Origin of the sequence: Citrobacter sp. Cu233, assembly GCF_030332225.1 — a bacterium.
GTDB lineage: Bacteria > Pseudomonadota > Gammaproteobacteria > Enterobacterales > Enterobacteriaceae > Citrobacter.
This window is the reverse complement of the sequence record NZ_JAOWIF010000031.1, coordinates 141,130-165,524: the sequence shown is the minus strand read 5'-3', so window position 1 is coordinate 165,524 and position 24,395 is coordinate 141,130. Positions and strand designations below refer to the sequence as shown.

Genomic DNA, 24,395 nt, shown 5'->3' with positions numbered 1-24,395 from the left:
TCCATATTTATCAACGCTGCTTTGAGTCCGGTTTCACTAAAAAGTGCCGTTATTCTTTCTCGGGGGAAAAACAGGCACGCAAACGTTGATTGGTTAACAGCCAGACCAGCGCGACAATATCCGCCACCAACAGCGCCAGACCAACGCCGTTGACAGGATCGCCTTCCAGCCACAGCATCGGCTGCCAGCAGAGCAGCGCCAGTTGAGCCAGAATCAGTAATCCGCGCAGCCTGTGCCACAAAACTGGAAATGTGAAACGCCGCCCGCTGAGTAAAAATGCCAGTACGGCCGGAACACCGGGAAGTAACCCCAGCCAGAACGCGTCATGATCGGGATAAAACAAATTCAGCAACGTGTTGCCCTGATCGCGGGAAGACCCCGCAATCACAAACAACACCCAGGTACGCGCCTGGAGCAGCAGCACGCACCAGAACAGAAATGGCAGACGCAGACGCCCATGACCGTCATAGTCGGCGGGATGGAACTCAGTACTCTTCATCTTCGATTAAACGTTTACCCAGATGGAGTACATCGGTATGTTCATAGCCCAAACGCTCATACATTCCCAGCACAACGTCATTATCGTCACGCACCATGATTTGAATCTTTGGACAACCACGGGCAATGAGCTTTTTCTCCAGTCGGTTCAGCAGCGCATTAGCAATACCACGCCCCCTGAACTCAGGATGCACGCCAAGGTAATAAGCGGAACCACGATGACCGTCATAGCCCCCCATCACTGTGCCGACAACTTCACCGTTCACTTCTGCGACCAGAAACAAACTGACGTCATGATTGACTTTGCGCTCAATGTCCATTTCCGGGTCATTCCATGGACGCAGCAGATCACAGCGCTCCCAGAGGGTGATCACCTCTTCGAAATCTTCCTGGCGAAATACGCGTATGTCCATGGTATTAGTTTCCTTTTCAGGACGTTAAAAAGCGATTATGGCGCGAACCACTGATTTAGCCAATATCTGACGCGAAGCGACGGAAAAAATGGCATAATACGGAATTGTCACGTATTGAAATGAAAAGTAAAACAATTCTTATCCCGATCCGTCGCAACGGACTACGCGATACGATATAACGTCTGGAACCTTTTTTTACAACTCAGGCCGTATGAGCACTTTTAAACCACTAAAAACTCTCACATCGCGCCGCCAGGTGCTGAAAGCCGGACTGGCAGCCCTGACGCTGTCAGGCATGTCGCAAGCCATCGCAAAGGAAGAAACGCTAAAGACCAGTAATGGTCACAGCAAACCGAAAGCCAAAAAAGCGGGTGCTAAGCGTGTTGTTGTTCTTGACCCAGGGCACGGTGGTATTGATACCGGGGCAATTGGCCGCAACGGCTCGAAAGAAAAACACGTGGTGCTGGCGATTGCCAAGAATGTACGCTCGATTTTGCGCAATGAAGGAATTGATGCACGCCTGACCCGCTCCGGCGATACCTTCATTCCACTGTACGATCGCGTTGAGATTGCCCACAAGCACGGTGCCGATCTGTTTATGTCGATTCACGCTGATGGCTTCACCAATCCGAGCGCGGCGGGGGCATCGGTCTTCGCCCTGTCCAATCGCGGCGCCAGTAGCGCCATGGCGAAGTATCTGTCCGATCGTGAAAACCGTGCCGATGAAGTCGCGGGTAAAAAGGCCACCGATAAAGACCATTTATTGCAGCAGGTACTGTTCGATTTGGTACAAACTGACACCATTAAAAACAGCCTGACGCTCGGTTCGCACATTCTTAAGAAAATCAAGCCGGTACACCGCCTGCACAGTCGCAGCACGGAACAAGCCGCTTTCGTGGTACTAAAATCACCTTCCATTCCGTCGGTACTGGTCGAAACGTCATTCATCACCAACCCGGAAGAAGAACGGCTGCTGGGCACAACCGCATTTCGCCAGAAAATCGCCACCGCTATCGCCAATGGCATCATCAGCTATTTCCACTGGTTTGATAATCAGAAAGCCCATTCGAAGAAGCGTTAATTATGAAGCCCGATGCACAGCGCGTTAAACAGTTCCTGCTTAGTCTGCAGGATAATATTTGCCAACAGTTATCTGCCGTCGATGGTGCAACGTTTGTTGAAGATAACTGGCAGCGTGAAGCGGGCGGCGGTGGTCGTAGCCGGGTGCTACGTAACGGCGGTATCTTTGAACAAGCGGGGGTGAATTTCTCCCACGTACACGGTGACGCAATGCCAGCCTCTGCTACCGCACATCGCCCAGAGCTTGCCGGGCGCAGCTTTGAGGCGATGGGTGTCTCGCTGGTCGTGCATCCGCTCAATCCGTATATCCCTACCAGCCATGCCAACGTGCGTTTTTTTATCGCAGAAAAACCGGGTGCCGATCCAGTATGGTGGTTTGGCGGTGGCTTTGATTTAACGCCCTACTATGGTTTTGAAGAAGATGCCATTCACTGGCATCGCACCGCGTTTGAACTCTGCCAACCGTTTGGTGATGACGTGTACCCGCGTTACAAAAAATGGTGCGACGACTACTTCTTTCTGAAGCACCGTAACGAGCAGCGCGGTATCGGTGGGCTGTTTTTCGATGACTTAAATACGCCAGATTTCGACCACTGCTTCGCCTTTATGCAGGCGGTCGGGCAAGGTTACACCGAGGCGTATCTGCCGATCGTCGAACGCCGCAAAGCGATGAGCTGGGGCGAGCGCGAGCGCGATTTCCAGCTTTATCGTCGCGGACGCTATGTGGAATTTAATCTGGTGTGGGATCGCGGCACGTTATTCGGTTTACAGACCGGCGGACGCACGGAATCAATTTTGATGTCAATGCCGCCGCTGGTACGCTGGGAATATGACTGGCAGCCGGAAGCGAACAGCCCGGAAGCCGCCCTTAACGAGTTTATTCAGGTCCGCGACTGGGTGTAATTTACCTGGCCGGAGATAGACGCGTTAGCGTCGCATCCGGCACGGCACAAAATTCATATCATCACGCCCACTGACGCATGCGCTGATGCAGCGTCAGCGAGGGTTTTTCCGCAAACAGCTGCTGGTAATCGGTAGCAAACTGCCCTAAATGCCAGAATCCCCACTGCATCGCAGCATCTTTCACCGTCGCACTTTGTGACCACGGGCTAATAAGCTCCCGGCGCACAGCATTCAGACGAATACGTTTTAACCAGGCATTCGGTCCGATACCCAGGATCGCGTGAAACGCGTTTTGCAGCGTGCGACGACTCACATGTAGCTGGTTGCACAAGTCGAGCACGGTCAGCGGCTCTGACATATTTTCCAGCACATATTCGCGCGCACGCGACAGCAGGCGGCGATAGCTCTGATGGCTGATGCTTTCAGCGGTCATCATCGGCTGAGCGTCCTCCAGCATAGTGCCCATCGCCAGCAGCAGGTTATCACCCAACACTTTGCGCACCGCCGGTTGATGAAGGTTCTCAGGATTTTCACTAAACGTCGCCAGCGCCTGTTGCACAAAGCCCCATAACGCTGCTTTATGCTGCTCTTTTACTTCCAGCGCCGACTGGTTGCGCAGCATATGCAACACCCTTTCCGGGTTATGCAGGAAGTTAGCCTGACGCGCAATGGTGTCTTCAGAGATAACGACACCAAGAATGGTGTAGTCATCCGGCGTACTCAGTTCAAACTCCGTTCCGCCTGGGCGGGTCGCAATTTCAGCACTGCCAAGGCATTGCGTACCAATAAATCCCTGCTCGCCGCGCGTAGCCGGAATACCAAACCAGAACGAGTTCGGCCAAACCAGGCATGACTGGCGCAGCGCAAGACCGGTGTATTCACGGAACACCTGAATATCATCAAGCAGGATTTCCGTGAACTCGCCATGAAATTTTCCCGGATGCAGTTGATCGTAAATCTGCTGCCAGGCGGTAATCGTCAGGGCATGCTCATACACATCTGTTGTGCGCCGTTGGTGAACGTTGTCCACCTCCACCTTCGGCGTAAGTTTAACGTCTTCGGGTAATGCTTCATGATAAAGATGGTGCAGGTTTGCAGTACGGGTCTTTTTCATGATCTTTTAAGCCGGAAGCTTCAATGAAGCCCCCGGCCCTCCGACAGGTTAATTTTTTAAGCGATAGCGACTACTGCGTTTACGCAACGCTCCGTCAGAAAAGAGCTGTTCCAGCGCATTTCTGGCTTTATCAAGTGACCAGCCAAAGTGCGCGGCCACTTCCCCTGCCGTCATTCCTTGACGGGTCGATGCCAACAACGCCAGGAGCTCATCAGAAGATTCAGATGTCACAGGCGTTTCCTGCGTCTTTTCCGCTTTGGCTTCTGGCATCATTTCTGGCTTTGGTGCAGATTTCTTCGGCGCACGTTTAAAACCGCCGATCAGCCACTGGGTGTCATCATCCGGCCGTCCTATCTCTTTACGGCTGATAACACGACCTGTACGCGCAGCAGCAGCACTGCCAGCATCCAGCGCAGCACGGCATGCCGCCAGATCGCCTTCCACCACCAGCGTCAGCCTGCCAGGATCGAGCACTTCGTGGCTAAGCAGTCGCACGTTCGCAGCTTTCAGCATGGCGTCCGCAGCATCAACAGCAGCCACCATGCCATCCACTTCCAGTAATCCCAGTGCATTGATCATCACAACCTCTCTTACGCGCGTTGTACCGGATTACGGGCAATATCCAGAACGGCATCGGCAAAGGCGTTACAAGCAGCTTTACATGCGGCCTGACTGCCGGTCAAAAACGCCGCTGAGTAGTTGGTTTCTGACGGTGGTGGAACGTAGGTCACCAGTTGTACATCGGCAGATTTCAGTGCAGCATCAATACCAAATGTCGCTTCCAGCGGCGGGGCCACCAGATAAGCCATGGGATCGCCAAGTCGACATCCCGCTGTCGCAGAAAGATACGAACCCGTGCGCGATACGACGTGCGCCAGGAAGGCGGTATTTTCTGCGTCATTTGCCCACTGGAACGCCGCGCCACTTTCAATATTGGCAACCATGGCGTCCAGACCCGCGCGAACTTCAGCCGGGTTCGGCCCACCGAGCATAATCAGCACTTCACCTGCAGTGGGAGAAGGCCCGTGCGCCGCACCGGCATACAATGAGCGGCCATAAACCACTTCCACCATCGCCTGTTTTGTCGCTTCGTCTGCGGCAATATACGCCACGTCATCAGAATCTGCTGTGATGAGCCCGAGGCTACGTATATGTGGCGGTAATTTAAGTTCGCGAGCAAAACCGTCATTTACCGAGGCAATCACGCGCATCGCGGTGACTGATGGTCTTATCAAATCTAATGCTGGCATGATGCCTCCTTAACGGGTCATATTGATGCCGGATGCTTTTTGCTCCAGCATGCGCTTGGCCAAATCGACGATTACCGCAGCCGCTTCTACCGGAGGCGTACCGCCCTGGTGAATGTTCGAGATACAGGTGCGGTCAGCTTCAACGGTGGTCGCCACGCGCGGTGAATAGACGGCGTAGCAGGAAAGACTTTCCGACTGGCCGAGGCCCGGACGTTCACCCACCAGCAGGATCACCGCTTTCGCGCCGAGCAGTTCACCGATCTGATCTTCAATTTTCACGCGGCCATAGCGAACAAAGAACGGTGTCCCGACTTTTAATCCGGCCTGTTTTAAGCCTGACAACAGCGGCGGCAGGATCTCTTCGTAGTTGGCGGTGATGGCGTCGGTAGACAGACCATCAGAGATAATCACCTGCACATCCGGGTTCATTACACACTGTGATTTCAGCGCTTCAATGGCTTCTGCGCTCAGACGACGCCCCATGTCCGGGCGCGTCAGGTACAGGTTTTTGTCACTGATTTCCGAGCGCACCTCCAGCAGCCCTTGTGCTTTTACCCACTCTTCCGGCACTTCTTTCAATACCGTATCTTTCGAACGTGAGTGGTCAGCCAGGAAGCGCAGTAGCGCCTGAGTACGTGGACGCGGACCCGCACGACCGGTACATACACGCGCGGCAGTGCTGCGGCGCAGTTCTGTCAGCACTTCTGCGCGGTGTGGGTTTTCAACGCCAATCCACGCTTTCGCTTCGGCTGAACCTAAGTCCATCGCACAGCTTTCACCCGTTGGTGCGGCACACTGCGTGGTGCTGCATTTCACTTCCGGTGACGGTGCCTGAGCCTGCGGCTGTGACTCCCCCATTGACGCCATTACGCTGCGTACAATTTCTTCAATCTGTTTTTGATCCATCGTATGTCATCCCCGCGTCATCAGAAGAACAGTGACGGATCGCCCGCCCGTTTGGTCAGGCGACCGTTTGCCATAATGCCCATGGTTTCCAGCCAGCGTTCAAACTCCGGCGACGGACGCAGGTTCAGCAGCTGGCGCACGGTCGCGGTATCGTGGAAGGCGGTGGTCTGGTAGTTGAGCATGATGTCGTCACCGAGCGGCATGCCCATGATGTAGTTGCAGCCAGCGGTGGCGAGCAGAATCATCAGGTTTTCGTTGAGGTTCTGGTCGGCATCAGCATGGTTGGTGTAGCAGCAGTCACAGCCCATTGAGATGCCGCTCAGCTTGCCCATGAAGTGGTCTTCCAGACCGGCGCGAATAATCTGGCGGTCGTTGTAGAGATACTCTGGCCCGATAAAGCCCACCACGGTGTTCACCAGGAATGGATCGTAGTGACGCGCCAGCCCGTAGTTACGCGCTTCCATCGTCACCTGATCGGCACCGAAGTTAGCGCCAGCGGAAAGTGCAGAACCCTGCCCGGTTTCAAAGTACAGGCAGTTTTCCCCGGCAATACGGTTAAACTCCGCGCCCACGGCACGTGCTTCATCCAGCATTGCTAACTCAACGCCAAACTCTTTTAAGCCTTTTTCACTCCCGCAGATACTCTGGAAAATCAGCCCGCCCGGCGCGCCGCGACGAATGGCTTCAATCTGAGTGGTAACGTGCGCCAGTACGCAGCCCTGGGTCGGGATGTTAAATTTGTCGATTACGCCATACACGGTATCGAGGACGCGGCTTAAGTTCTCCACATCATCCGTTACCGGGTTGACGCCAATGACCGCATCACCCGCACCAAAGGAAAGGCCTTCATAGATCTGAGCCGCGATACTCTGTACATCGTCACGGGTATCATTCGGCTGTAAACGGCAGCTAAAGGTGCCCGGCAAACCAATGGTGGTGTTCGCCTTTTTGATCACCGGCATTTTCTTACCGCCGTAGATAAGATCCGCGTTGGAGCAAATCTTAGCCACGCCTGCGACCACTTCTGACGTTAACCCTTTGCGCATAAACGCAATGTCATCGACAGAGGTTTCATCACTCAGCACATACTCGCGCAGCTCACTGATACTCCAGTTTTTGATGCGGTTATAGGCCGTTTCGTTGACGTCATCCTGAATCAGACGCGTAACGCAGTCTTCTTCATAGGAAATCACCGGGTTGTTGCGGATATCCGCCACCGTCATTTCCGACAACACCTGCTTGGCAGCCACACGCTCCTGCGAGCTTGTTGCGGCCACTCCTGCCAGCACATCCCCCGAACGCAGTTCGTTGGCTTTTGCCAGCACCTCTTTTACATCCTTAAACTGATAAACATTGCCGAACAATGTGGTCTTTAGTTTCATAAGTCGTTCCCTCAGGAAGGAAATGCGAGTGATTTCACCGTCACCGGCACAACCGATCCGCCAAAAAGAGGCGTACCAATGTCGATATAGTCCCCCGCCCGGACAACCACCTCATCGATGACTGCCAGCGGGTGTTGCTGTAACTGTGGGCGTAACAGCATGCCCAGGGCTTTACCAAAATCCTGCTCGGCTACCACCAGCAGGGGATGCGGATTCGGATAACGCGCGATGAAGGCCAGCAGCGCGTCAATAACCGTTAACAGTGCGGCATAGCGCACCGGTAACGAACCGGGCAGCGCCAGCACATAAGCATCCGTTTGTGGATCCAGATCGAGCTGCATCAACGCCTGCTGCCAGGCAGCAACCAAATCGGACTCATCCACCGGAATCGCCACCGGCAGATTGCGCAGCGGAAGCTGAACGCCCTCCAGCCAGATGGTGCTGCCCGAAAGCGACAGCGTATGCGCACCAGCGCCAATCACCGTGGCGCGCACGGTTTGCGCCGGGAACTGCACGTTCATCTCTCGCAGACGCGGATGCTCATGCAGCGCCGTGGCGAGCAGTGGCCCAATGTCGGAAAAACAGAAAGGATCGGCAGGTTGATTGCGGTAGCATTCGCCCACCCCGCCGGACAACGTAATCACTTCCGGTTTCACGCCCGCAGGCAATAGACCGGTTTGCATCAGTGCCTGTGCCAGTGGTGAAAGCGTGCCTTCAATCACTTCCACAATCAGCGCCGCCATACGCCGCGCCACCTGAACCAGTTGCGTGGCGCTAAGCGAACGAGCGTCAGTGCCAGGACCAAAAACGTCATCGACAATCATCTGTCCCGGCTGATGCGCATGAACCACGCGCCCCTGGCCGTCCGTTTCCAGCAGACGCCCACCGACGTTCAGGCAGGCCGAACCGCTGACTTTTCCCGCGTCGAACAGCACGTAGTTCGAAGTCCCCCCGCCGATGTCGATATTCAGTACACGGCACAACTTCTGCTCTGACAGGGTCTGAGCACCCGCACCATGGCCAGCAATCACCGATTCCAGATGTGGACCGGCGCTTGCCACCACGAAATCGCCCAACGACTGGGAGAGCGTCATCACCGCCGGACGAGCATTGCGGGTTTTCGCACTTTCCCCGGTAATGATGATCGCGCCGGAATCGACGGTTTCTGGTGCGATGCCCGCGGCCTGATACTGTGCCAGGATCAACGCTTTCAGTTCGGCTTCTTTCAGCCCGCCCTGCTTATCAACGGGGGTAAAGAAAACCGGGCTTTGCCAGCTAATTTCGCGTTTGATGAATTCGTAGCGCGGCACCTGCGACACTGCCGCACGGTTAACCAGCTCAAGGCGGGAGAAGATCACCTGAGTGGTGGTGGTGCCGATATCGATACCGACGCTCAGTAGCTGGCGAGTGTTCACGATTGCGCCTCCGGGTTGGTTTCCACTTCTGCAGACACGTTTTCGTCTTTCGGTACCAACAGCATAGCCACACCAATCGCCGTCACGCCGCCAATCAGCTTGCCGACAATCATCGGGAAGATCATGGCGTTCATGTTCGCTGCGGCGAAGCCTAAGTGGTCACCCAAAGCGAAGGCCGCAGAGACCGCAAAGGCGCAGTTGATCACTTTGCCGCGGGTATCCATATTCTTCATCATGCCGAACATTGGGATGTTGTTCGCCAGCGTCGCCACCATACCAGCAGCTGCAATATTATTGATTTTTAACAGATTACCAACGCTCATCAGCGGTTTTTCGAACCAGCGAGTCAGCAGCAGTACCATTGGGTACGCACCAAGCAGTACGCAGGAGATAGAACCGATAACTTCGATGGCGCGCATCACTTCACCCGGCGTGTCTCCCGGAGCCATGAAGATAGGATCAAGACCCGGGATCAGCTCCCAGCCGAGCAGGAACTTAATCACTGCCGCAGCCAGACCGATGGTGATCAGTGCCACCAGGAACTTGGCGAAGATCTGGAAGCCGTTGATCATTTTTTCCGGAATGAATTTAAGTCCCAGCGCCACCAGCACGGCAACAATCAGTACCGGGATCATGTTCATCAGGATCAGCGCAAAGGTGAATTCCACCGGCTGCCCGTTGATTTCGACGCCGGAGTACATCGCTATCAAACCACCCGCAATACACCCAATAGGAATGGTGACGATACCGGCCAGCACGCCCAGCGCCAGATAACGACGGTCAGACGGTTCAATAATCCCCAGTGCAACCGGAATGGAGAACACCAGTGTCGGCCCCATCATCGCCCCGAGGATCAGACCAGAGTAGAGCCACGCCGCAACGTCGCCGCCCGCCAGTTCTTTCGCCAGGAAGAAACCGCCCATATCGCACGCCAGCAGCGTTCCGGCAAACATCGACGGGTTCGCGCCCAACATTTCGTACAGCGGAATAATCACCGGACCGAGTACATGCGCCAGTACCGGCGCCAGCGCGGTCATACCGACCATAGCCAGACCCAGCGCGCCCATCGCCATAAAACCTTCTTCAAACTGACCGCCCGATCCCTCAATACTCTTACCGAACTTGCCGAGGAAGCGTGCCGAACCGCCGAACTGCGACAGGATCCTGTCCACGGCGGCAATCAGCATAAAGAACATCATGATGTACATGATGATTTCGTTAATTCCCATAACCTTCACTCCCTGTCATATGTGTATTTATTGTGCCGCCGCATACAACGCGATAATGTCGGCCTGCGTAGCGGTTCGTGGGTTACTGCGAATACAAATGTCCTCCAGCGCAGCGTGTGCCCATGCGCTGTAATGCGCGGGTTCAGCACCAACGTCAGAGAGTCGTTTGGTCTGGCCCACTTCGTTAATCAGATCGCTAACAGCGCTGATGGCGTCACGATCGTCTGATTTCTTATTGGTTAATGCCCGCCCGATATGGCTGAAGCGCTCACGGCACACCATGCGGTTAAACCCCATTACCGTGGGTAACAGCATGGCATTAGCCTGCCCGTGAGGAATGTGCAGCGTCGCACCCGGCTGGTGCGCCATCGCGTGACACAAGCCCAGCCCGGCACTGGAAAACGCCATTCCTGCCATACAGGATGCCAGTAACATGCTTTCACGCGCCGCCAGATCATGGCCGTAGCCCACCGCTTTCGGCAGCGATTTGCCGATCATCGCAATCGCGCCAATCGCCAGGCTGTCGGTAAACGGCGTCGCGTTCAGGGCGCTATATGCTTCAACTGCATGGGTCAGCGCATCGATGCCGGTCATTGCCGTCACGTGCGCAGGCACACCTTCCGTTAGCGCAGCATCCAGAATCGCCACATCCGGCATCAGCGTGGCATGCGCCAGCACTTTCTTCAGCCCTGTCGCGGCATCAATAATCACCGTGACGTTGGTCGTTTCTGAGCCTGTTCCAGCTGTGGTCGGTACGGCAATCAGTGGCAACCGTGGGCATAACACGCTGCGTTCGTCCATGTCAGCCAGCGTCTGGGTCGGATTGGTCACCAGCAGTGCCACCGCTTTGGCGGCATCCAGCACGGAGCCGCCGCCAAAGGCCACGACGCCGTCGCACTTCGATTCACGCAGTTGCGCTACCGCAGCGCAGACATCAGTGATGCACGGTTCGCCCACTGGGCACGGCCACAGCGTCATCGCCACACCTTTCATCGCCAGGCTACGTTCAAGCGAGGCAGTCATTCCCGCCTGATGCAGGAAGCTATCCACCATGACGAACATATGCGTCAGTCCGCGCGTTTGCGCTTCCTGCCCGCAGATGCTGAGCGCACCCAATCCGCACAATGTGACAGGGGGAACACTAAACGTTTTAACGCGTTGCAGATTCAGGGTGTCAAATGCCTGAAAGAGCGCGGTCTGCAATTCAGCTTGCATAGATTCCTTCCGCTTTTTCTTTTCCGCTATTTGCAATCGCCAGCGGGGTCATGAACAGGCTGTGCTGCGGTAAGTGCACGTGCAGTTCCGGAAAACGCTTACGGAACAGCTCATCGACTCCCGGCTGCATGCAGGAACCACCGGCTAGCCATAAATCGGTAACTCCCTGTCCTGCAATATGGTGAGCTACGATTTCCGCCATCTTTTCGTAGACCGGCTTCACCACCGGCCAAATTTCTTTACCGTTGCTGCGCTTGTACTGCTCAGCTTCTTCGAGCTGAATGCGGCGATTTCCGGCCAGCGTCAGGGATATGTGGTGTCCACCGGTCGCCTCGTCGGCGGAGTAGGTCACTTTGCCCTGCTTCACAATGGCGATCCCGGTCGTACCACCACCAATATCGACGACTCCGGCGTTATCCAGCTTTAGCAGATCCGCCACGGCGGTTGGCTCATCCAGAACATGGCTAACCTCAAGTCCGGCGGACTCCAGCACGTTGATGGAAATACGCGGGTCCGTTCCCGGCGGGAACGAGGTCGCCGCATGGGTAAAACGACAACCTAACTGTTGTTCAAGCGTATCGAGATGGCGACGAACGATGGTCACCGCACCGAAGAAATCCCAAACGATGCCATCACGCACAACATCAGCCCAGTCCAGACAGACCGCAACCGGCTGCCCGTCGCTGTCGACAACCATCGACACCACATCGCAGGTTCCCAAATCAACGCCCAGCCACAGCGGTGAATCGCTCGCAGCGGGCGTCTGGTTACATAACGTTGCCGCTTTTTGCAGTCTGGGTGTGAGCCAAAGCTGTTCGTCGTGCGCCATCTCTTTCACTCCTTATACAATTCTGAAGGCGTCCACCAACACACAGCGACGCAGGCGTACAAACGTGCGCGCACTGGTCACCCCTTCCCCGGTTGGCGTGGTAATGGTCATGGTGGTCCAGCCTTCGCCGCCCAGTCCAAGACCGGCAATGCACGGTCCGTTCTTGACGAAAATGCTGGTATCGATGGCATTAGCCATGCGGTTCATGTTGTCGATATTGCGTGAGTGCATCGCCGCCGTATGGTGGCAACCACCTTCGAGCGTGACCGCCAGCGCAATGGCTTCGTCAACGTTAGCCACCCGCACTACCGGCAGCACCGGCATCATCAGTTCAGTCACCGCAAACGGATGCGTGGCGGAGGTTTCGACGAACAATAAGCAGGTTTGCTCCGGGACGTTCAGGCCAATCGCTGCGGCGATTTTTGCCGCATCGCGCCCGACCCAGTCACGGCTGACCGTGCCTTTACCGCGTTCGTCGACGTTTTTAAGCAGTACCGGCTGCAGCTGTTCAGCCTGAGCGGTCGTCAGTTTGACCGCGTGCTGGCCTTCCATCAGACGCATCAGCTCGTCAGCAACGCTATCCACGACGATCAACACTTTTTCATCGGCGCAGATAATGTTGTTATCAAACGACGCACCTTTGACGATGGATTGCGCGGCGCGAGCCAAATCGGCGGTTTCATCCACCACCACCGGTGGGTTACCTGCACCTGCGGCAATCAGACGTTTGTTGGTGTGCTTACGCGCAGATTCCACCACCGCTTCACCGCCGGTAACCACCAGCAGGCCAATGCCTGGATACTTGAACAGACGCTGAGCGGTTTCGATATCCGGATTGGCAACGGTAACCAGCAGGTTTGCCGGACCACCCGCAGCCACTACAGCCTGGTTAAGCAGGCCGATCGCGCGCTGAGAAACGCCTTTTGCTGCCGGATGCGGCGCAAAAACCACGCTGTTGCCGGCGGCAATCAGACTGATGGCGTTATTAATGACGGTCGCAGCCGGGTTGGTGGACGGCGTTACCGACGCCACTACGCCCCACGGCGCGTTTTCAATCAGCGTCAGGCCGTTATCGCCGGTCAGTACCTGTGGAGACAAGCATTCCACGCCCGGCGTGCCGCGTGCCTGCGCCACGTTTTTGGCAAATTTATCTTCAACGCGTCCCATGCCGGTTTCACTGACGGCAAATTCCGCTAATTCTCTGGCGTGTTTTTCGCCCGCTTCACGAATGGCGTGAATGGCTAACTGACGCATAGCGACGCTTTTCAGCCCTTGCTGGGCCAGTTTTGCGGCCGCCACTGCGTCATCCAGGGAGGCAAAAACGCCCATTTCTTGAACGGCATTAACGGGCTGGCTGCTGTCTTTCATTTTCAGCAGCACCGCTTTCACGACCTGTTCAATATCCTGTTGATTCATGATTTTCTGCCTTATTTGTGGAAGATCACCTGACCACCTGCCACCACTTCATCGACAATGCCAATCACGCACAGATCGACAGGCGATGATTCGTTATGGTGCGCCTGACGGGCGGAGCTTCCACTGACCAGCAGAACCCACTCTCCGTTTCCCGCTCCGATGCTGTCGATCGCAACAGCACACTGCCCGTCAGGATTTCCCTGGGCATCAATCATTTCCACCATCAGCAACTTATCGTGCGCAAGTCCCTGATGGCGTACGGTACAAACGATTTGTCCTGTGACGATTGCCAGTTTCATACCCGCCTCCGTGGCATATTTCAGGTAAAACCTCCCCCTACCCTCCGCAGAAGGTAATGTGAAAAGGAGAGAGGGTGACGCCAGCAATGATGTGGCGTCACATGGACTACTTACATGTCGTTGCTATCGCCTTTAAAGCTGATCGGGAAGACTTCTTCCAGATCGCCATGCGGGCGCGGAATCACGTGTACAGAAACCAGTTCACCAATGCGCTGTGCTGCAGCTGCGCCCGCATCCGTTGCCGCTTTGCAGGCCGCCACGTCGCCACGAACCATTGCAGTAACCAGACCGCCACCGATCTGCTTCACGCCAACCAGTTTCACGCGTGCCGCTTTAACCATTGCGTCAGAAGCCTCAATCAGTGCAACCAGGCCCCGGGTTTCAATCATTCCTAATGCTTCCATTGTGCTTTCCTCTTAAGTAGAAGGGGTCCAGAACGGGACCTAAACAACCAGTGTTTGTGAGGCGTCTTCACGACTCACGTCAGTCTGGCGCGGCACTGCTGCCACCAACGCCAGTTCGATAATTTCCTGTACGCTACAGCCGCGAGAAAGGTCATGAAGCGGTGCGGCAAGCCCTTGAATCAACGGACCGACAGCACGATACCCTCCCAGGCGCTGAGCGATTTTGTAACCAATGTTGCCTGCCTCCAGTGACGGAAAGACCATCACATTGGCATTGCCGTGTAGCGGGCTGGCAGGCGCTTTTTGCGCGGCGACATCCGGTACAAAAGCGGCATCAAACTGCAGTTCACCATCAACAGTAAGCTGCGGTGCGCGTTCACGAACGATGTCCGTGGCCTGCTGCACGTTGGCCACGTTGGGATGGCGCGCGCTGCCATTACTTGAAAAGGACAGCATGGCGACACGCGGTTCTTCTCCGGTAATGGCCTGCCAGGTCTGCGCACTGGCAATCGCAATATCCGCTAACTGCGCAGCAGTTGGCTGCGGCACCACGCTGCAATCGGCAAACCCTAATGACGGCCCGAGGTACTGCGGCAGCATCAGGAAAATCGACGACAGCGTTTTGCATCCCGGCTGTAACCCAATGATGCGTAGCCCTGCACGCAGCACATTCGCGGTTGATGACAGGTTGCCCGCAATACACACATCGGCTTTACCTGCGCTGACCATCGCGGCGGCGAACATTAGCGGATCGTTGAGTTTCTCAAGTGCATCAGGCGGCGTTTTCTCTCCCGCACGAGCCAGCCAACGCAGCGCAAATTCCTCTCGCATTTGCGGGTTGCTTTGTGGGTCGATCACCTGAATACCGTCCATTGCCACGCGGTGGCTGAGAGCAAACTGGCGCAGCGCGAACGGGCTGGCGACGAGAATGGGATGCGCCAACCCGTGCTGATGCAGGTAGTTCGCGGCTTTCAACACCCGAACATCCAGCGCATCCGGGAACACTACCCGAGCGGGTGCGCGCTGAGCGAGTTGGCGAGCACGTTCAATGATCATTGCTTCTCCCCCAGTCGCTGTTGGATTTGGCTGACGCTTAGCGGATGCTTCGCCACACTCAGAATCATCATCACGTAGACCGTACTCGACAGGCGATTCAGCGCCTGCAAAATGTCCGGTCGCAATACTTCAAAACTGCGGGTGATAAACACCTGCGCCGCTACGGTTTCCGTTTCACGTACTTTGGTGCGCAGCAGATTAAGCAGTGCAGCGTCACGACCGTGGCTGGCTTCCGGCACCAGATGATCGTGGTCCAGGTAACGCAGCGGCTGGTGCGAGAGTCGGTGTAAATCTTCGTCGCTTAAACCGACGATTGACTGCGCGGACAGCGGTTCGTCCATGGCATCGGCACGCATAATGTTGCCCAAACGTGAGCGGATATCCGCCAGCCATGGCTGCCACGGCTCCACCAGTTCAATCTGCAGCCACACCGCCAAACCAATGGTGCTGTCCAGCGCCGCACGAAATCCCAGTCGCGGATCGCTTTTGGCAACCATCTTGTCTGCCGTCAGATGCGTCAACGTGTCAGGTTTCTTCGCCACCGGTTGATGACACAGCTCGCAGGTCGCCTGCGGATGTGTATCGCTGCTGGTTAAACCATGCACCGGCTGCGGCTGCTGTTCCTCGTCGTCAACAAACAAGCTTCCCTGCTCGTCGATATACTTAATGCGCAGACGACGGCTTTCCAGCAACTCCCGGGCAGACGGCGTCAGGCGAGCATCAGCGGGGAGGTGAATTTCAGCCCCTTCGCTGAGCGTATGGTTCGCTCTGAGCCATGCTTCGGTAATGAAATCCTTCATACATCCGCCTTAGCAGGACTGCCAGTTCGCAGGCCAGGCCACATACAGGAATTTCACAGTCGATGGCGTACCAAACTCGATGCTGGAACCCTTCGGGATAAACATCACATCCCCGGCTTTCGCAATCATGGTTTCGCCTTCATGACGAACGTGCAGTTCGCCTTCCAGAATCATGTCGATTTCGTCGTAATTCAGCGTCCATGGGAAAAACGCGTTATCCCACTGCATGAAGCCGGCGGCCATGCTACTGCCGTCCTGATCGGTCACTAAGTCGGTTAAGCCGACGCAGTGCGGTTGAGCACCGTCAAAACGACCAAACTTCACACTGCTGCCGTCAATGACCTTCACGCCGCCCTTGCCGGTAACCGACGTGAAGCTCGGCTGCATTCCGCCCTGCTCCAGCGACTGCTTCTCCTTCATGACTTTATCCATCAGCTGCGCGACCAGACTTTCGGTGAACTGCCCTTCCGGCAGTTGCGCGATGATGGTTTCGCGAATGCGCTGACTTTCCGATTTGCCATCATCCACTGGAGCGGCCGCAGCGGCAGTTGCTGCAACTGGCGCTGATTCATCGCATTCAGTGATAGTGACGCCCAGCAGCTCCGCAACCTCGCGAGCCTCCGGGGTGATGATGCTGGCGCGCAGAACAACCGACAATTCCTGTTCGCCGCGTGCGTGGGCCGCACGAATATCGTTAGCTGTGATGAGTTTTTTCACCTGCCCTTTCCTCCTTTTGGCTGAGCTCAGTCAGATAATCCACCAGGTGCTGCACGCTGCGCGGGTCATGGCTATTGAGTTCAAAAATTGGCTCCTGGAACCCTATCCCGCGAAGTAGTTGTCGCGTTGCGGCGACGTCGGCATCCGGCATGTCCGTTTTGCTGATAACGGCGATTTGTCGTTTACTGGCGCCGATATCCAACAGCCCGGCAGGTAAGCGACTTTCTTTATCATTTGCCGCGTGTATATAAATCAACGTATCAACATCTTGCAGCGTGGTAATTAAGGCGTGATACCAGCGCGGATGGCTAAAATATTCTCCGGGTGTATCGATATCACCGTTTTCATTAAACTCCACGGCCTGCGTTTTTCTGGCGAGGGAATAATTTCCCTGGAGCGCATTAAAAAGCGTTGTTTTCCCCGCCCCGACCGTACCGACAAAAGCAATACGTTTCATCGCCGCCTCTGATTAACTTTTTGTCAGGTTGCACAAAGTGAAATTTAATACCCGACCCAGGCCGCTAACGGTCTGTAATAATGCTTCTTCGACCGCACCAACAGAGCCGTAGATCACCAGCGCACCGCTGAATCTATCGAGAAAACCGATATGTACATCTGCTGCCTTCATAGCAAAATCACCGGCAATCATCGCGGTTTCTCCCGGCGTCAGCGTCATGATGCCGATAGCACCCGCTTCGGGAACGCCGATCTTTTTCGCCAGTTCTTCACCGGGGTGCGCAATCAGATGCGCCAGCGTGACCTGTTTTCCCGGCACAAATTCCTGAATGATGCGTTCTTTTTCCATTGCTCACCGCCTCTGCTAAAACTGTCCTCATCGTGGCAATTTTTTGTCAGAGTAAATAACAAAATTCGGCAAGTGGGTTTAAAAGGTGAAGTAGATCACTAAGAAATGAAAAATAAAAAGGCGCGGGAGAACCCCGCGCCGGAATTAATTAAAGTGAAATTACAGCGGTTGCGTTTGGGCTTCTACGACCGCCAGCGCCACCATATTAACGATACGACGAACAGAGGCGATCGGCGTTAATACGTGAACCGGTTTAGCGACCCCCATCAGCACCGGACCCACGGTAACACCTTCCGAACTGGAAACGCGTAGTAAGTTGTAACTAATACGGGCCGCTTCCATATTCGGCATCACCAGAATATTGGCTGAGCCTTTCAGCGGGCTGTCCGGCATCCTGTCGTTACGAATGCTCTCTACCAGCGCCGCATCGCCGTGCATTTCACCGTCGATCATCAGCTCAGGCGCACGCGCCTTAATCAGCTCAAGCGCGTCGCGCATTTTGCTGGCGGATGGGCAGTTGGAGGAGCCAAAGTTAGAGTGCGACAGCAACGCCACTTTCGGTTCGATACCGAAGCGACGCACCGTTTCTGCCGCCATCACGGCGATTTCAGCCAGCTGTTCCGGCGTAGGGTCATCGTTAACGTAGGTATCCGCAATAAAGGTGTTTCCGCTTGGCAGCAGCAGCGCGTTCATCGCCCCTGCCGTATGGACACCTTCACGATGACCAAACACCTCTTTTACCACGCTGAAATGCTCATGGTAGTCGCCAATCGTACCGCAGATCATTGCATCTGCTTCGCCGCGCTGCACCATGATCGCACCGATCACCGTGGTGTTAGCGATCACTGCGCGCTGCGCCTGTTCCTGGGTAATACCGCGGCGCTTCATGATCTGGTAATACTCGCTCCAGTACTCTTTGAAGCGCGGATCGGATTCATTATTGACGATCTCGAAATCGACGCCCGCTTTGATCTGCAGACCCAGCTTCTGGATACGCATTTCGATCACGCTCGGACGACCAATCAGGATCGGCTTCGCCAGGCCTAAGGTGATCAATTCCTGCGTTGCATGCAGTACACGCGCTTCTTCCCCTTCCGTCAGCACCACGCGCTTCGGCGCTTTACGTGCCAGCGAGAATATCGGCTTCATGAATAAGTTGGTTTTGTAAACGAATTCGGTCAGCTTATCGATGTAAGCGTCAAAATCAGCAATCGGACGTGTCGCCACGCCGGAATCCATCGCCGCTTTCGCTACCGCTGGCGCGATTTTGACAATCAGACGTGGGTCAAACGGTTTAGGAATAATGTATTCCGGGCCGAAGCTCAGATCCTGGTCGCCATAAGCCGAAGCCACGACTTCGCTCTGTTCAGCATGCGCCAGTTCAGCAATGGCGTGTACCGCGGCCAGTTTCATCTCTTCGTTGATAGCGGTAGCACCAACGTCCAGCGCACCACGGAAGATGAACGGGAAGCACAGGACGTTGTTAACCTGGTTCGGGTAGTCAGAACGGCCGGTACAGATAATGGCGTCGGAACGCACCTCTTTTGCCAGCGGCGGCAGGATTTCCGGTTCCGGGTTTGCCAGCGCGAGGATCATCGGCGCACGGGCCATTTTCTTGACCATTTCCTGAGTCAATACTTTTGGACCCGAGCAGCCGAGGAAAATGTCTGCGCCGTCAATCACGTCATCCAGCGTTCGCTTACCGTCATCTACCACCGCATAAGCCGCTTTGGTTTCCGCCATATTCGGTTCGCGGTCTTTGTAAATCACGCCTTTGGAGTCGCAGACCACAATGTTGTGCTTCTGCATACCCAGCGCCACCAGCAGGTTCATACAGGCAATCGCCGCAGCACCTGCACCGGACACCACCATGCGCACATCAGAAATATTCTTCTCTACCACCCGCAGACCGTTAAGAATTGCGGCCGTACTGATAATCGCAGTGCCGTGCTGGTCATCATGGAATACCGGAATATTCATGCGCTCACGCAGCTTTTGCTCAATGTAGAAACATTCCGGCGCTTTGATGTCTTCGAGGTTGATACCGCCAAATGTCGGTTCGAGGGCCGCCACGACATTGATAAATTTATCCGGATCGAGTTCATCGACTTCAATATCGAACACGTCAATTCCGGCGAATTTCTTAAACAGAACGCCTTTACCTTCCATCACGGGTTTACCGGCTAGCGCACCGATGTTACCCAGTCCCAGCACCGCAGTACCGTTGGAAATAACCGCAACCAGATTACCGCGCGCGGTATATTTGTAGGCCGCCAACGGGTCTTTTTCAATTTCCAGACACGGAGCTGCAACACCGGGTGAATAGGCCAGCGCAAGGTCACGTTGGGTGGCAAGAGGTTTGGTCGGAGAAACCTGAATTTTGCCTGGTACTGGAAATTCGTGGAAATCGAGAGCGCTTTGTTTTAACTGGTCATCCATCTTGTTGTTCCTTTCACGTATCGATCAAAAAGTGTCGCAGGTAACCCTTCTATACCCTGGATAATTCGAGTTGCATGAAGGCGGCAAGGAAGTGAATCCCCAGGAGCATAGCGAACTATGTGACTGGGGTGAGCGAGCGTAGCCAACGAACATGCAACTTGAAGTATGACGGGTATACTGAGCCGCACATTATCACCTCAGTTAGCGGCGCAAACTTTGAAGGTCCCCAAACTCTCACTACTCAAAGAAAGAATTTGTTATCAATTTATAACAACCATGTTACCTGCTTAAGCCAGCAATACCATCCCTGTCTGCTATGCTTTTTGCTGACAACGCCCGCAATTTTCCCAAAAGTGTGAATCACAACACGCATCTAACGCTTTACTTTTCAAGGAGTATTTCCTATGACCCGTAAAGAGCTTGCCAATGCCATTCGTGCGCTGAGTATGGATGCCGTCCAAAAAGCCAACTCAGGCCATCCCGGCGCACCGATGGGTATGGCCGATATCGCCGAAGTGCTGTGGAACGATTTTCTCCGCCATAATCCAGGCGATCCTCACTGGTACGATCGTGACCGGTTTATCCTGTCCAACGGTCACGCCTCAATGCTGCTCTACAGCCTGCTGCATCTTTCCGGCTACGATCTGCCGTTAGAAGAGTTAAAGAATTTCCGCCAGCTGCACTCGAAAACGCCAGGACATCCGGAAATTGGCTACACGCCGGGCGTGGAAACCACCACGGGTCCACTGGGTCAGGGACTCGCAAACGCCGTCGGGATGGCCATAGCTGAACGGACGCTGGCTGCACAGTTTAATCAGCCGGATCACGAAATTGTCGACCACTTCACCTACGTCTTTATGGGTGACGGCTGTCTGATGGAAGGGATTTCTCACGAAGCCTGTTCGCTGGCGGGCACGCTGGGACTGGGTAAACTGATCGGTTTCTACGATCACAACGGTATCTCGATTGATGGCGAAACCAAAGGCTGGTTTACCGACGATACCGCGAAACGCTTTGAAGCGTATCACTGGCATGTGGTGCACGAAATAGACGGCCACGATCCTGAGGCGGTGAAGAAAGCCATTCTTGAAGCCCAAAGCGTGACCGATAAGCCGTCGCTGATTATCTGTCGGACGGTGATTGGCTTTGGCTCACCGAATAAGGCCGGGAAAGAAGAGGCGCACGGCGCGGCGTTGGGTGAAGAAGAAGTGGCGTTGACCCGTCAGAAGCTGGGCTGGCATCATCCAGCCTTTGAGATCCCGAAAGACATTTACCGGGCATGGGATGCACGCGAAAAAGGGGAAAAAGCGCAGCAGAACTGGAAGGCGAAATTCACGGCTTACCAACACGCATACCCGGAACTGGCAGCGGAGTTTACCCGCCGGATGCGCGGCGAACTCCCCGACGAATGGGAAAAAACAACCCAGAAATACATTACCGAATTACAGGCTAATCCGGCCAAAATCGCCAGCCGCAAGGCTTCGCAAAATACACTGAACGCCTACGGGCCAATACTCCCTGAACTGCTTGGTGGTTCGGCAGATCTCGCGCCCAGCAACCTGACTATCTGGAAAGGCTCAACATCCCTGAAAGAAGATCCCGCTGGCAATTATATTCACTACGGCGTGCGTGAATTCGGCATGACTGCCATTGCCAACGGCATCGCTCATCACGGTGGTTTTGTGCCGTACACTGCGACCTTCCTGATGTTTGTCGAGTATGCCCGTAACGCCGCACGCATGGCGGCACTCATGAAAGCCAGGCAGATCATGGTCTATACCCACGACTCGATTGGTCTGGGAGAAGATGGACCGACGCACCAGGCCGTCGAACAACTCGCCAGCCTGCGCCTGACGCCAAATTTCAGCACCTGGCGTCCGTGCGATCAGGTGGAGGCGGCGGTCGGCTGGAAGCTCGCGGTGGAGCGTCATGACGGACCCACGGCGTTGATCCTCTCCAGACAGAATCTGGCACAGATTGAACGTACTCCCGAGCAGGTGAAGCAGATTGCCCGCGGTGGCTATGTGCTGAAAGACGGCGGAGGAAAACCCGATGTCATCCTGATTGCCACCGGGTCAGAAATGGAAATCACGCTGCTGGCGGCGGAGAAACTGACGGGTGAAGGTCGTAACGTCCGCGTGGTCTCCCTGCCCTCAACGGATATCTTCGACGCCCAGGACGAGGCGTACCGGGAATCTGTCCTGCCAGCAAACGTCAGCGCGCGGGTAGCAGTCGAAGCGGGCATTGCCGACTACTGGTACAAATACGTCGGGCTGAAAGGCGCAATTGTCGGCATGACCGGCTACGGGGAATCCGCCCCTGCGGACAAGCTATTCCCTTTCTTCGGCTTTACGGTGGAGAACATCGTCGAAAAAGCGCATAAAGTGCTTAACGCGTGATCCACAATGTAGGCCAGGCATCGGGGCCATGCCAGTTATCACAGCTTGGCTCTTGTGCGTAACGCACCAGACGAAAACGCTGGCCGTCAAAACGCCAGCGCGTCTGGATCCCGCAGTCCGACAATCCACGGCCTTTGGCGAGAGTGACCAACTCACGAGATTTCTCGTCAAACGTAGCATTGGTCAGTTCCATGTCGGTACTGTCTGCATCGGTTTTAAATGGCAGGCTCAGGCGTACAGCGCGAGAGGTAAACGGTGTGGCGCGGGAAACGGTCCATGCCAGATCGATCGTGTTGTACGCCCCTGCTTCGCAGCCGATCATCAGCAGCGCTTTGTCGTCCGTTAAGGCGAAAACCCGCATCTCACGACGCATGGGATCGAGAGAACAGCGGATGCCATTGATCCGCCAGTTGCCATAATCCAACAGCTCGCTACGCTCCTGTTGAGTGAGTGGCGTTGGCGTGGAATTAACCACCGCCACACCTTTCAGGGCAGGAGCCGGTGGAACGCTGAGCGGCGGCTCGTCTCCTTTCTCAATCCAGGCGGTTTCACTCCCGACGCGCTTTTGTTGCGCATCAATAAACAACAATGCTGCTTTCAGCCCAGACAGAGAAAGAGTTTGCGTACCTTTTTGCAGGGTAATGGCTTTCGCATCCTGCACCGTTTGTAAAAAGGTACCGATGGTAACCGGATCATCCGTCATCAAATGCCAGGGCGTAATACGCCAGTGTTCACCGGCCAAGGGGAGTGGCGCGCCGTCCAGCAGCAAGCGCGGCGCAATATCGGCCTCTTTGACATCAGGAGAATCCATACCGCCAAGTTCAATACGTAGCACGGCATCGGTATGCGCCCCGGCACTGCGGCTCAGGGTCATCACCAGACCGTGATGATCTCCCGTATTGCGCGCCACGCAGAAGTTTTGATTATTGCAGGTCACCTGCCAATCTGAAAATGCCTGCTGCGCAGGCGCCGCCCACAGCAAGCGGGCCGGTAGCAGGCCGAGCAGGAATAAGAAAATAATGCGATAGCGCATGGACGGTACAACCCCGAAATCAAAACACACAGCCCAGGCAGTATCTTCCTTGCGCGACTGATGTGGCTCAATAAGAATCGTCGGATTGGCCTGTATCTTTGTAAAGAAATATAAACTCTGACCGCTAATCCATAAGATGCGACGATTGCAGGTAGTTAAGTAAAAGCACCGTTTTCCCGTCGCGAATCTCGCCCGTTTTGATCATTGATAGTGCCTGTTCAAAAGGCAATTCCAGTACATCAATATCCTCATCTTCAATACCGCCACCCGCATTTGCCCGTTGGCTGTCACTGTATTGCGCGATAAAAAAGTGAATGATCTCCGTCACGCCGCCCGGCGACATATATAACTCAAAAAGTTTTCGTGCTTCGCCCACTTCATAGCCGGTCTCTTCAATGGCTTCTTTACGAATACAAACTTCCGGCTCATCGTTGTCCAGCAACCCGGCACAGGCTTCAATCAGTTGTCCACTTTCATTGCCGTTGACCCAGGTCGCAATACGGAACTGACGGGTCAGCACGACGGTTTTTTTCTCCGGGTTATACAGCAAAACTGTGGCACCGTTACCACGATCGTAAACCTCACGTTTGTGGCGAATGACCTCGCCATTGCTGCGGGTCAGGTCATAGGTGATATTGCGCAGGATGAAGTAGTTATCAGAAAGAACTTTATCTTTGATGAGGGTAATTTTTTGCGACATACCGGCTCCACAGCAAGAAGTGAGAAATAATACTACGCCGTGAAACCGGGTTTGTCTGCGTACAATGTGAGCCTGAACAGCGAAGCGCCATCA

25 protein-coding genes are annotated in these 24,395 nt (G+C 55.0%); 3 read left to right on the top strand and 22 right to left on the bottom strand.

Annotated elements, in window-relative coordinates; genetic code table 11:
• Nucleotides 1-49: 49 nt before the first annotated feature.
• Together OGX95_RS07205 and OGX95_RS07200 are read right to left on the bottom strand one after the other, a co-directional pair.
• Nucleotides 50-499 (bottom strand): DUF2919 domain-containing protein, encoded by a 450-nt coding sequence (locus tag OGX95_RS07205; RefSeq protein ID WP_286628950.1) that lies wholly within the window; start codon nt 497-499, stop codon nt 50-52.
• Nucleotides 486-911, bottom strand: a complete 426-nt coding sequence (locus tag OGX95_RS07200) for a GNAT family acetyltransferase (RefSeq protein WP_172742464.1) — start codon at nt 909-911, stop codon at nt 486-488. Before OGX95_RS07200 ends, OGX95_RS07205 begins: the two co-directional genes overlap by 14 nt.
• Before the next feature lie 211 nt (nt 912-1,122).
• Here OGX95_RS07200 and amiA point away from each other — a divergent pair, with 211 nt between their 5' ends.
• Both amiA and hemF read left to right on the top strand, forming a co-directional pair.
• Nucleotides 1,123-1,992 (top strand): N-acetylmuramoyl-L-alanine amidase AmiA, encoded by an 870-nt coding sequence (amiA, locus tag OGX95_RS07195; protein ID WP_137384734.1) that lies wholly within the window; start codon nt 1,123-1,125, stop codon nt 1,990-1,992.
• A 2-nt stretch (nt 1,993-1,994) separates the two neighbouring features.
• A complete protein-coding gene (hemF, locus tag OGX95_RS07190; protein WP_286628948.1) occupies nt 1,995-2,894 on the top strand; it encodes an oxygen-dependent coproporphyrinogen oxidase in 900 nt (299 codons plus the stop codon).
• A 61-nt stretch (nt 2,895-2,955) separates the two neighbouring features.
• Here the strand turns inward: hemF and eutR are convergent, their stop codons facing one another.
• The 18 genes from eutR to maeB form a co-directional block, all read right to left on the bottom strand.
• The gene (gene eutR, locus OGX95_RS07185) at nt 2,956-4,008 is read right to left on the bottom strand and encodes an HTH-type transcriptional regulator EutR (protein ID WP_286628947.1); all 1,053 of its coding nucleotides are present in this window, start codon (nt 4,006-4,008) and stop codon (nt 2,956-2,958) included.
• Nucleotides 4,009-4,056: 48 nt separating this feature from the next.
• The gene (eutK, locus tag OGX95_RS07180) at nt 4,057-4,587 is read right to left on the bottom strand and encodes an ethanolamine utilization microcompartment protein EutK (RefSeq protein ID WP_286628946.1); all 531 of its coding nucleotides are present in this window, start codon (nt 4,585-4,587) and stop codon (nt 4,057-4,059) included.
• Nucleotides 4,588-4,598: 11 nt separating this feature from the next.
• Nucleotides 4,599-5,258, bottom strand: a complete 660-nt coding sequence (gene eutL / locus OGX95_RS07175; RefSeq protein WP_198903394.1) for an ethanolamine utilization microcompartment protein EutL — start codon at nt 5,256-5,258, stop codon at nt 4,599-4,601.
• Between the two features lie 9 nt (nt 5,259-5,267).
• Entirely contained in the window at nt 5,268-6,164 is an 897-nt protein-coding gene (eutC, locus tag OGX95_RS07170; RefSeq protein ID WP_286628943.1) for an ethanolamine ammonia-lyase subunit EutC, read from the bottom strand.
• A 20-nt stretch (nt 6,165-6,184) separates the two neighbouring features.
• Nucleotides 6,185-7,546: an ethanolamine ammonia-lyase subunit alpha gene (gene eutB / locus OGX95_RS07165; RefSeq protein WP_005121914.1), complete on the bottom strand. Its 1,362-nt coding sequence runs from the start codon at nt 7,544-7,546 to the stop codon at nt 6,185-6,187.
• 11 nt (nt 7,547-7,557) lie between these two features.
• Complete coding sequence (eutA, locus tag OGX95_RS07160; protein ID WP_286628942.1) at nt 7,558-8,961, bottom strand: ethanolamine ammonia-lyase reactivating factor EutA; 1,404 nt, start codon at nt 8,959-8,961, stop codon at nt 7,558-7,560.
• Nucleotides 8,958-10,190, bottom strand: coding sequence for an ethanolamine utilization protein EutH (eutH, locus tag OGX95_RS07155; protein ID WP_286628940.1), 1,233 nt, complete (start codon nt 10,188-10,190; stop codon nt 8,958-8,960). Before eutH ends, eutA begins: the two co-directional genes overlap by 4 nt.
• 27 nt (nt 10,191-10,217) lie before the next feature.
• Nucleotides 10,218-11,405 carry an ethanolamine utilization ethanol dehydrogenase EutG gene (gene eutG, locus OGX95_RS07150; RefSeq protein WP_286628939.1) on the bottom strand — a complete coding sequence of 396 codons (1,188 nt, stop codon included), beginning with the start codon at nt 11,403-11,405 and terminating at the stop codon, nt 10,218-10,220.
• Nucleotides 11,395-12,234, bottom strand: coding sequence for an ethanolamine utilization protein EutJ (gene eutJ, locus OGX95_RS07145; RefSeq protein ID WP_286628937.1), 840 nt, complete (start codon nt 12,232-12,234; stop codon nt 11,395-11,397). Before eutJ ends, eutG begins: the two co-directional genes overlap by 11 nt.
• A 12-nt stretch (nt 12,235-12,246) precedes the next feature.
• Nucleotides 12,247-13,650, bottom strand: a complete 1,404-nt coding sequence (locus OGX95_RS07140; RefSeq protein ID WP_286628936.1) for an aldehyde dehydrogenase family protein — start codon at nt 13,648-13,650, stop codon at nt 12,247-12,249.
• An 11-nt stretch (nt 13,651-13,661) separates the two neighbouring features.
• Nucleotides 13,662-13,949, bottom strand: coding sequence for an ethanolamine utilization microcompartment protein EutN (gene eutN / locus OGX95_RS07135; RefSeq protein ID WP_137384744.1), 288 nt, complete (start codon nt 13,947-13,949; stop codon nt 13,662-13,664).
• A 110-nt stretch (nt 13,950-14,059) separates the two neighbouring features.
• Nucleotides 14,060-14,353, bottom strand: coding sequence for an ethanolamine utilization microcompartment protein EutM (eutM, locus tag OGX95_RS07130; RefSeq protein ID WP_003835054.1), 294 nt, complete (start codon nt 14,351-14,353; stop codon nt 14,060-14,062).
• 39 nt (nt 14,354-14,392) lie between these two features.
• Nucleotides 14,393-15,409 (bottom strand): phosphate acetyltransferase, encoded by a 1,017-nt coding sequence (gene pta, locus OGX95_RS07125; RefSeq protein WP_271454148.1) that lies wholly within the window; start codon nt 15,407-15,409, stop codon nt 14,393-14,395.
• Entirely contained in the window at nt 15,406-16,209 is an 804-nt protein-coding gene (eutT, locus tag OGX95_RS07120) for an ethanolamine utilization cob(I)yrinic acid a,c-diamide adenosyltransferase EutT (protein ID WP_286628935.1), read from the bottom strand. The genes pta and eutT overlap by 4 nt, the downstream gene beginning before the upstream one ends.
• 9 nt (nt 16,210-16,218) lie before the next feature.
• Nucleotides 16,219-16,926, bottom strand: coding sequence for an ethanolamine utilization acetate kinase EutQ (gene eutQ / locus OGX95_RS07115; RefSeq protein WP_286628934.1), 708 nt, complete (start codon nt 16,924-16,926; stop codon nt 16,219-16,221).
• On the bottom strand, nt 16,904-17,383 hold the full coding sequence (gene eutP, locus OGX95_RS07110) for an ethanolamine utilization acetate kinase EutP (protein WP_016153958.1): 480 nt from the start codon (nt 17,381-17,383) through the stop codon (nt 16,904-16,906). The genes eutQ and eutP overlap by 23 nt, the downstream gene beginning before the upstream one ends.
• 12 nt (nt 17,384-17,395) lie before the next feature.
• Nucleotides 17,396-17,731 (bottom strand): ethanolamine utilization microcompartment protein EutS, encoded by a 336-nt coding sequence (gene eutS / locus OGX95_RS07105; protein ID WP_286628933.1) that lies wholly within the window; start codon nt 17,729-17,731, stop codon nt 17,396-17,398.
• A 159-nt stretch (nt 17,732-17,890) separates the two neighbouring features.
• Entirely contained in the window at nt 17,891-20,170 is a 2,280-nt protein-coding gene (maeB, locus tag OGX95_RS07100; protein ID WP_271440170.1) for an NADP-dependent oxaloacetate-decarboxylating malate dehydrogenase, read from the bottom strand.
• A gap of 404 nt (nt 20,171-20,574) precedes the next feature.
• Here maeB and tkt point away from each other — a divergent pair, with 404 nt between their 5' ends.
• Nucleotides 20,575-22,569, top strand: a complete 1,995-nt coding sequence (tkt, locus tag OGX95_RS07095; protein ID WP_286628932.1) for a transketolase — start codon at nt 20,575-20,577, stop codon at nt 22,567-22,569.
• On the opposite strand, the gene OGX95_RS07090 is transcribed toward tkt, so the two are convergent.
• Together OGX95_RS07090 and nudK are read right to left on the bottom strand one after the other, a co-directional pair.
• Nucleotides 22,559-23,602 carry a DUF1176 domain-containing protein gene (locus tag OGX95_RS07090; RefSeq protein WP_286628931.1) on the bottom strand — a complete coding sequence of 348 codons (1,044 nt, stop codon included), beginning with the start codon at nt 23,600-23,602 and terminating at the stop codon, nt 22,559-22,561. The two genes, tkt and OGX95_RS07090, sit on opposite strands and share 11 nt — an antisense overlap.
• Nucleotides 23,603-23,726: 124 nt before the next feature.
• Complete coding sequence (gene nudK, locus OGX95_RS07085; protein ID WP_286628930.1) at nt 23,727-24,302, bottom strand: GDP-mannose pyrophosphatase NudK; 576 nt, start codon at nt 24,300-24,302, stop codon at nt 23,727-23,729.
• Between the last annotated feature and the right edge of the window lie 93 nt (nt 24,303-24,395).

What these genes read in the sequence shown, in the direction of transcription:
- eutR (WP_286628947.1), bottom strand. Translation starts at nt 4,008, where the DNA reads ATGAAAAAGACCCGTACTGCAAACCTGCACCATCTTTATCATGAAGCA.
- eutB (WP_005121914.1), bottom strand. Translation starts at nt 7,546, where the DNA reads ATGAAACTAAAGACCACATTGTTCGGCAATGTTTATCAGTTTAAGGAT.
- OGX95_RS07090 (WP_286628931.1), bottom strand. Translation starts at nt 23,602, where the DNA reads ATGCGCTATCGCATTATTTTCTTATTCCTGCTCGGCCTGCTACCGGCC.
- OGX95_RS07205 (WP_286628950.1), bottom strand. Translation starts at nt 499, where the DNA reads ATGAAGAGTACTGAGTTCCATCCCGCCGACTATGACGGTCATGGGCGT.
- eutJ (WP_286628937.1), bottom strand. Translation starts at nt 12,234, where the DNA reads ATGGCGCACGACGAACAGCTTTGGCTCACACCCAGACTGCAAAAAGCG.
- eutP (WP_016153958.1), bottom strand. Translation starts at nt 17,383, where the DNA reads ATGAAACGTATTGCTTTTGTCGGTACGGTCGGGGCGGGGAAAACAACG.
- eutM (WP_003835054.1), bottom strand. Translation starts at nt 14,353, where the DNA reads ATGGAAGCATTAGGAATGATTGAAACCCGGGGCCTGGTTGCACTGATT.
- OGX95_RS07140 (WP_286628936.1), bottom strand. Translation starts at nt 13,650, where the DNA reads ATGAATCAACAGGATATTGAACAGGTCGTGAAAGCGGTGCTGCTGAAA.
- tkt (WP_286628932.1), top strand. Translation starts at nt 20,575, where the DNA reads ATGACCCGTAAAGAGCTTGCCAATGCCATTCGTGCGCTGAGTATGGAT.
- eutN (WP_137384744.1), bottom strand. Translation starts at nt 13,949, where the DNA reads ATGAAACTGGCAATCGTCACAGGACAAATCGTTTGTACCGTACGCCAT.
- eutC (WP_286628943.1), bottom strand. Translation starts at nt 6,164, where the DNA reads ATGGATCAAAAACAGATTGAAGAAATTGTACGCAGCGTAATGGCGTCA.
- eutS (WP_286628933.1), bottom strand. Translation starts at nt 17,731, where the DNA reads ATGGAAAAAGAACGCATCATTCAGGAATTTGTGCCGGGAAAACAGGTC.
- nudK (WP_286628930.1), bottom strand. Translation starts at nt 24,302, where the DNA reads ATGTCGCAAAAAATTACCCTCATCAAAGATAAAGTTCTTTCTGATAAC.
- eutL (WP_198903394.1), bottom strand. Translation starts at nt 5,258, where the DNA reads ATGCCAGCATTAGATTTGATAAGACCATCAGTCACCGCGATGCGCGTG.
- eutK (WP_286628946.1), bottom strand. Translation starts at nt 4,587, where the DNA reads ATGATCAATGCACTGGGATTACTGGAAGTGGATGGCATGGTGGCTGCT.
- hemF (WP_286628948.1), top strand. Translation starts at nt 1,995, where the DNA reads ATGAAGCCCGATGCACAGCGCGTTAAACAGTTCCTGCTTAGTCTGCAG.
- pta (WP_271454148.1), bottom strand. Translation starts at nt 15,409, where the DNA reads ATGATCATTGAACGTGCTCGCCAACTCGCTCAGCGCGCACCCGCTCGG.
- maeB (WP_271440170.1), bottom strand. Translation starts at nt 20,170, where the DNA reads ATGGATGACCAGTTAAAACAAAGCGCTCTCGATTTCCACGAATTTCCA.
- amiA (WP_137384734.1), top strand. Translation starts at nt 1,123, where the DNA reads ATGAGCACTTTTAAACCACTAAAAACTCTCACATCGCGCCGCCAGGTG.
- eutH (WP_286628940.1), bottom strand. Translation starts at nt 10,190, where the DNA reads ATGGGAATTAACGAAATCATCATGTACATCATGATGTTCTTTATGCTG.
- OGX95_RS07200 (WP_172742464.1), bottom strand. Translation starts at nt 911, where the DNA reads ATGGACATACGCGTATTTCGCCAGGAAGATTTCGAAGAGGTGATCACC.
- eutT (WP_286628935.1), bottom strand. Translation starts at nt 16,209, where the DNA reads ATGAAGGATTTCATTACCGAAGCATGGCTCAGAGCGAACCATACGCTC.
- eutG (WP_286628939.1), bottom strand. Translation starts at nt 11,405, where the DNA reads ATGCAAGCTGAATTGCAGACCGCGCTCTTTCAGGCATTTGACACCCTG.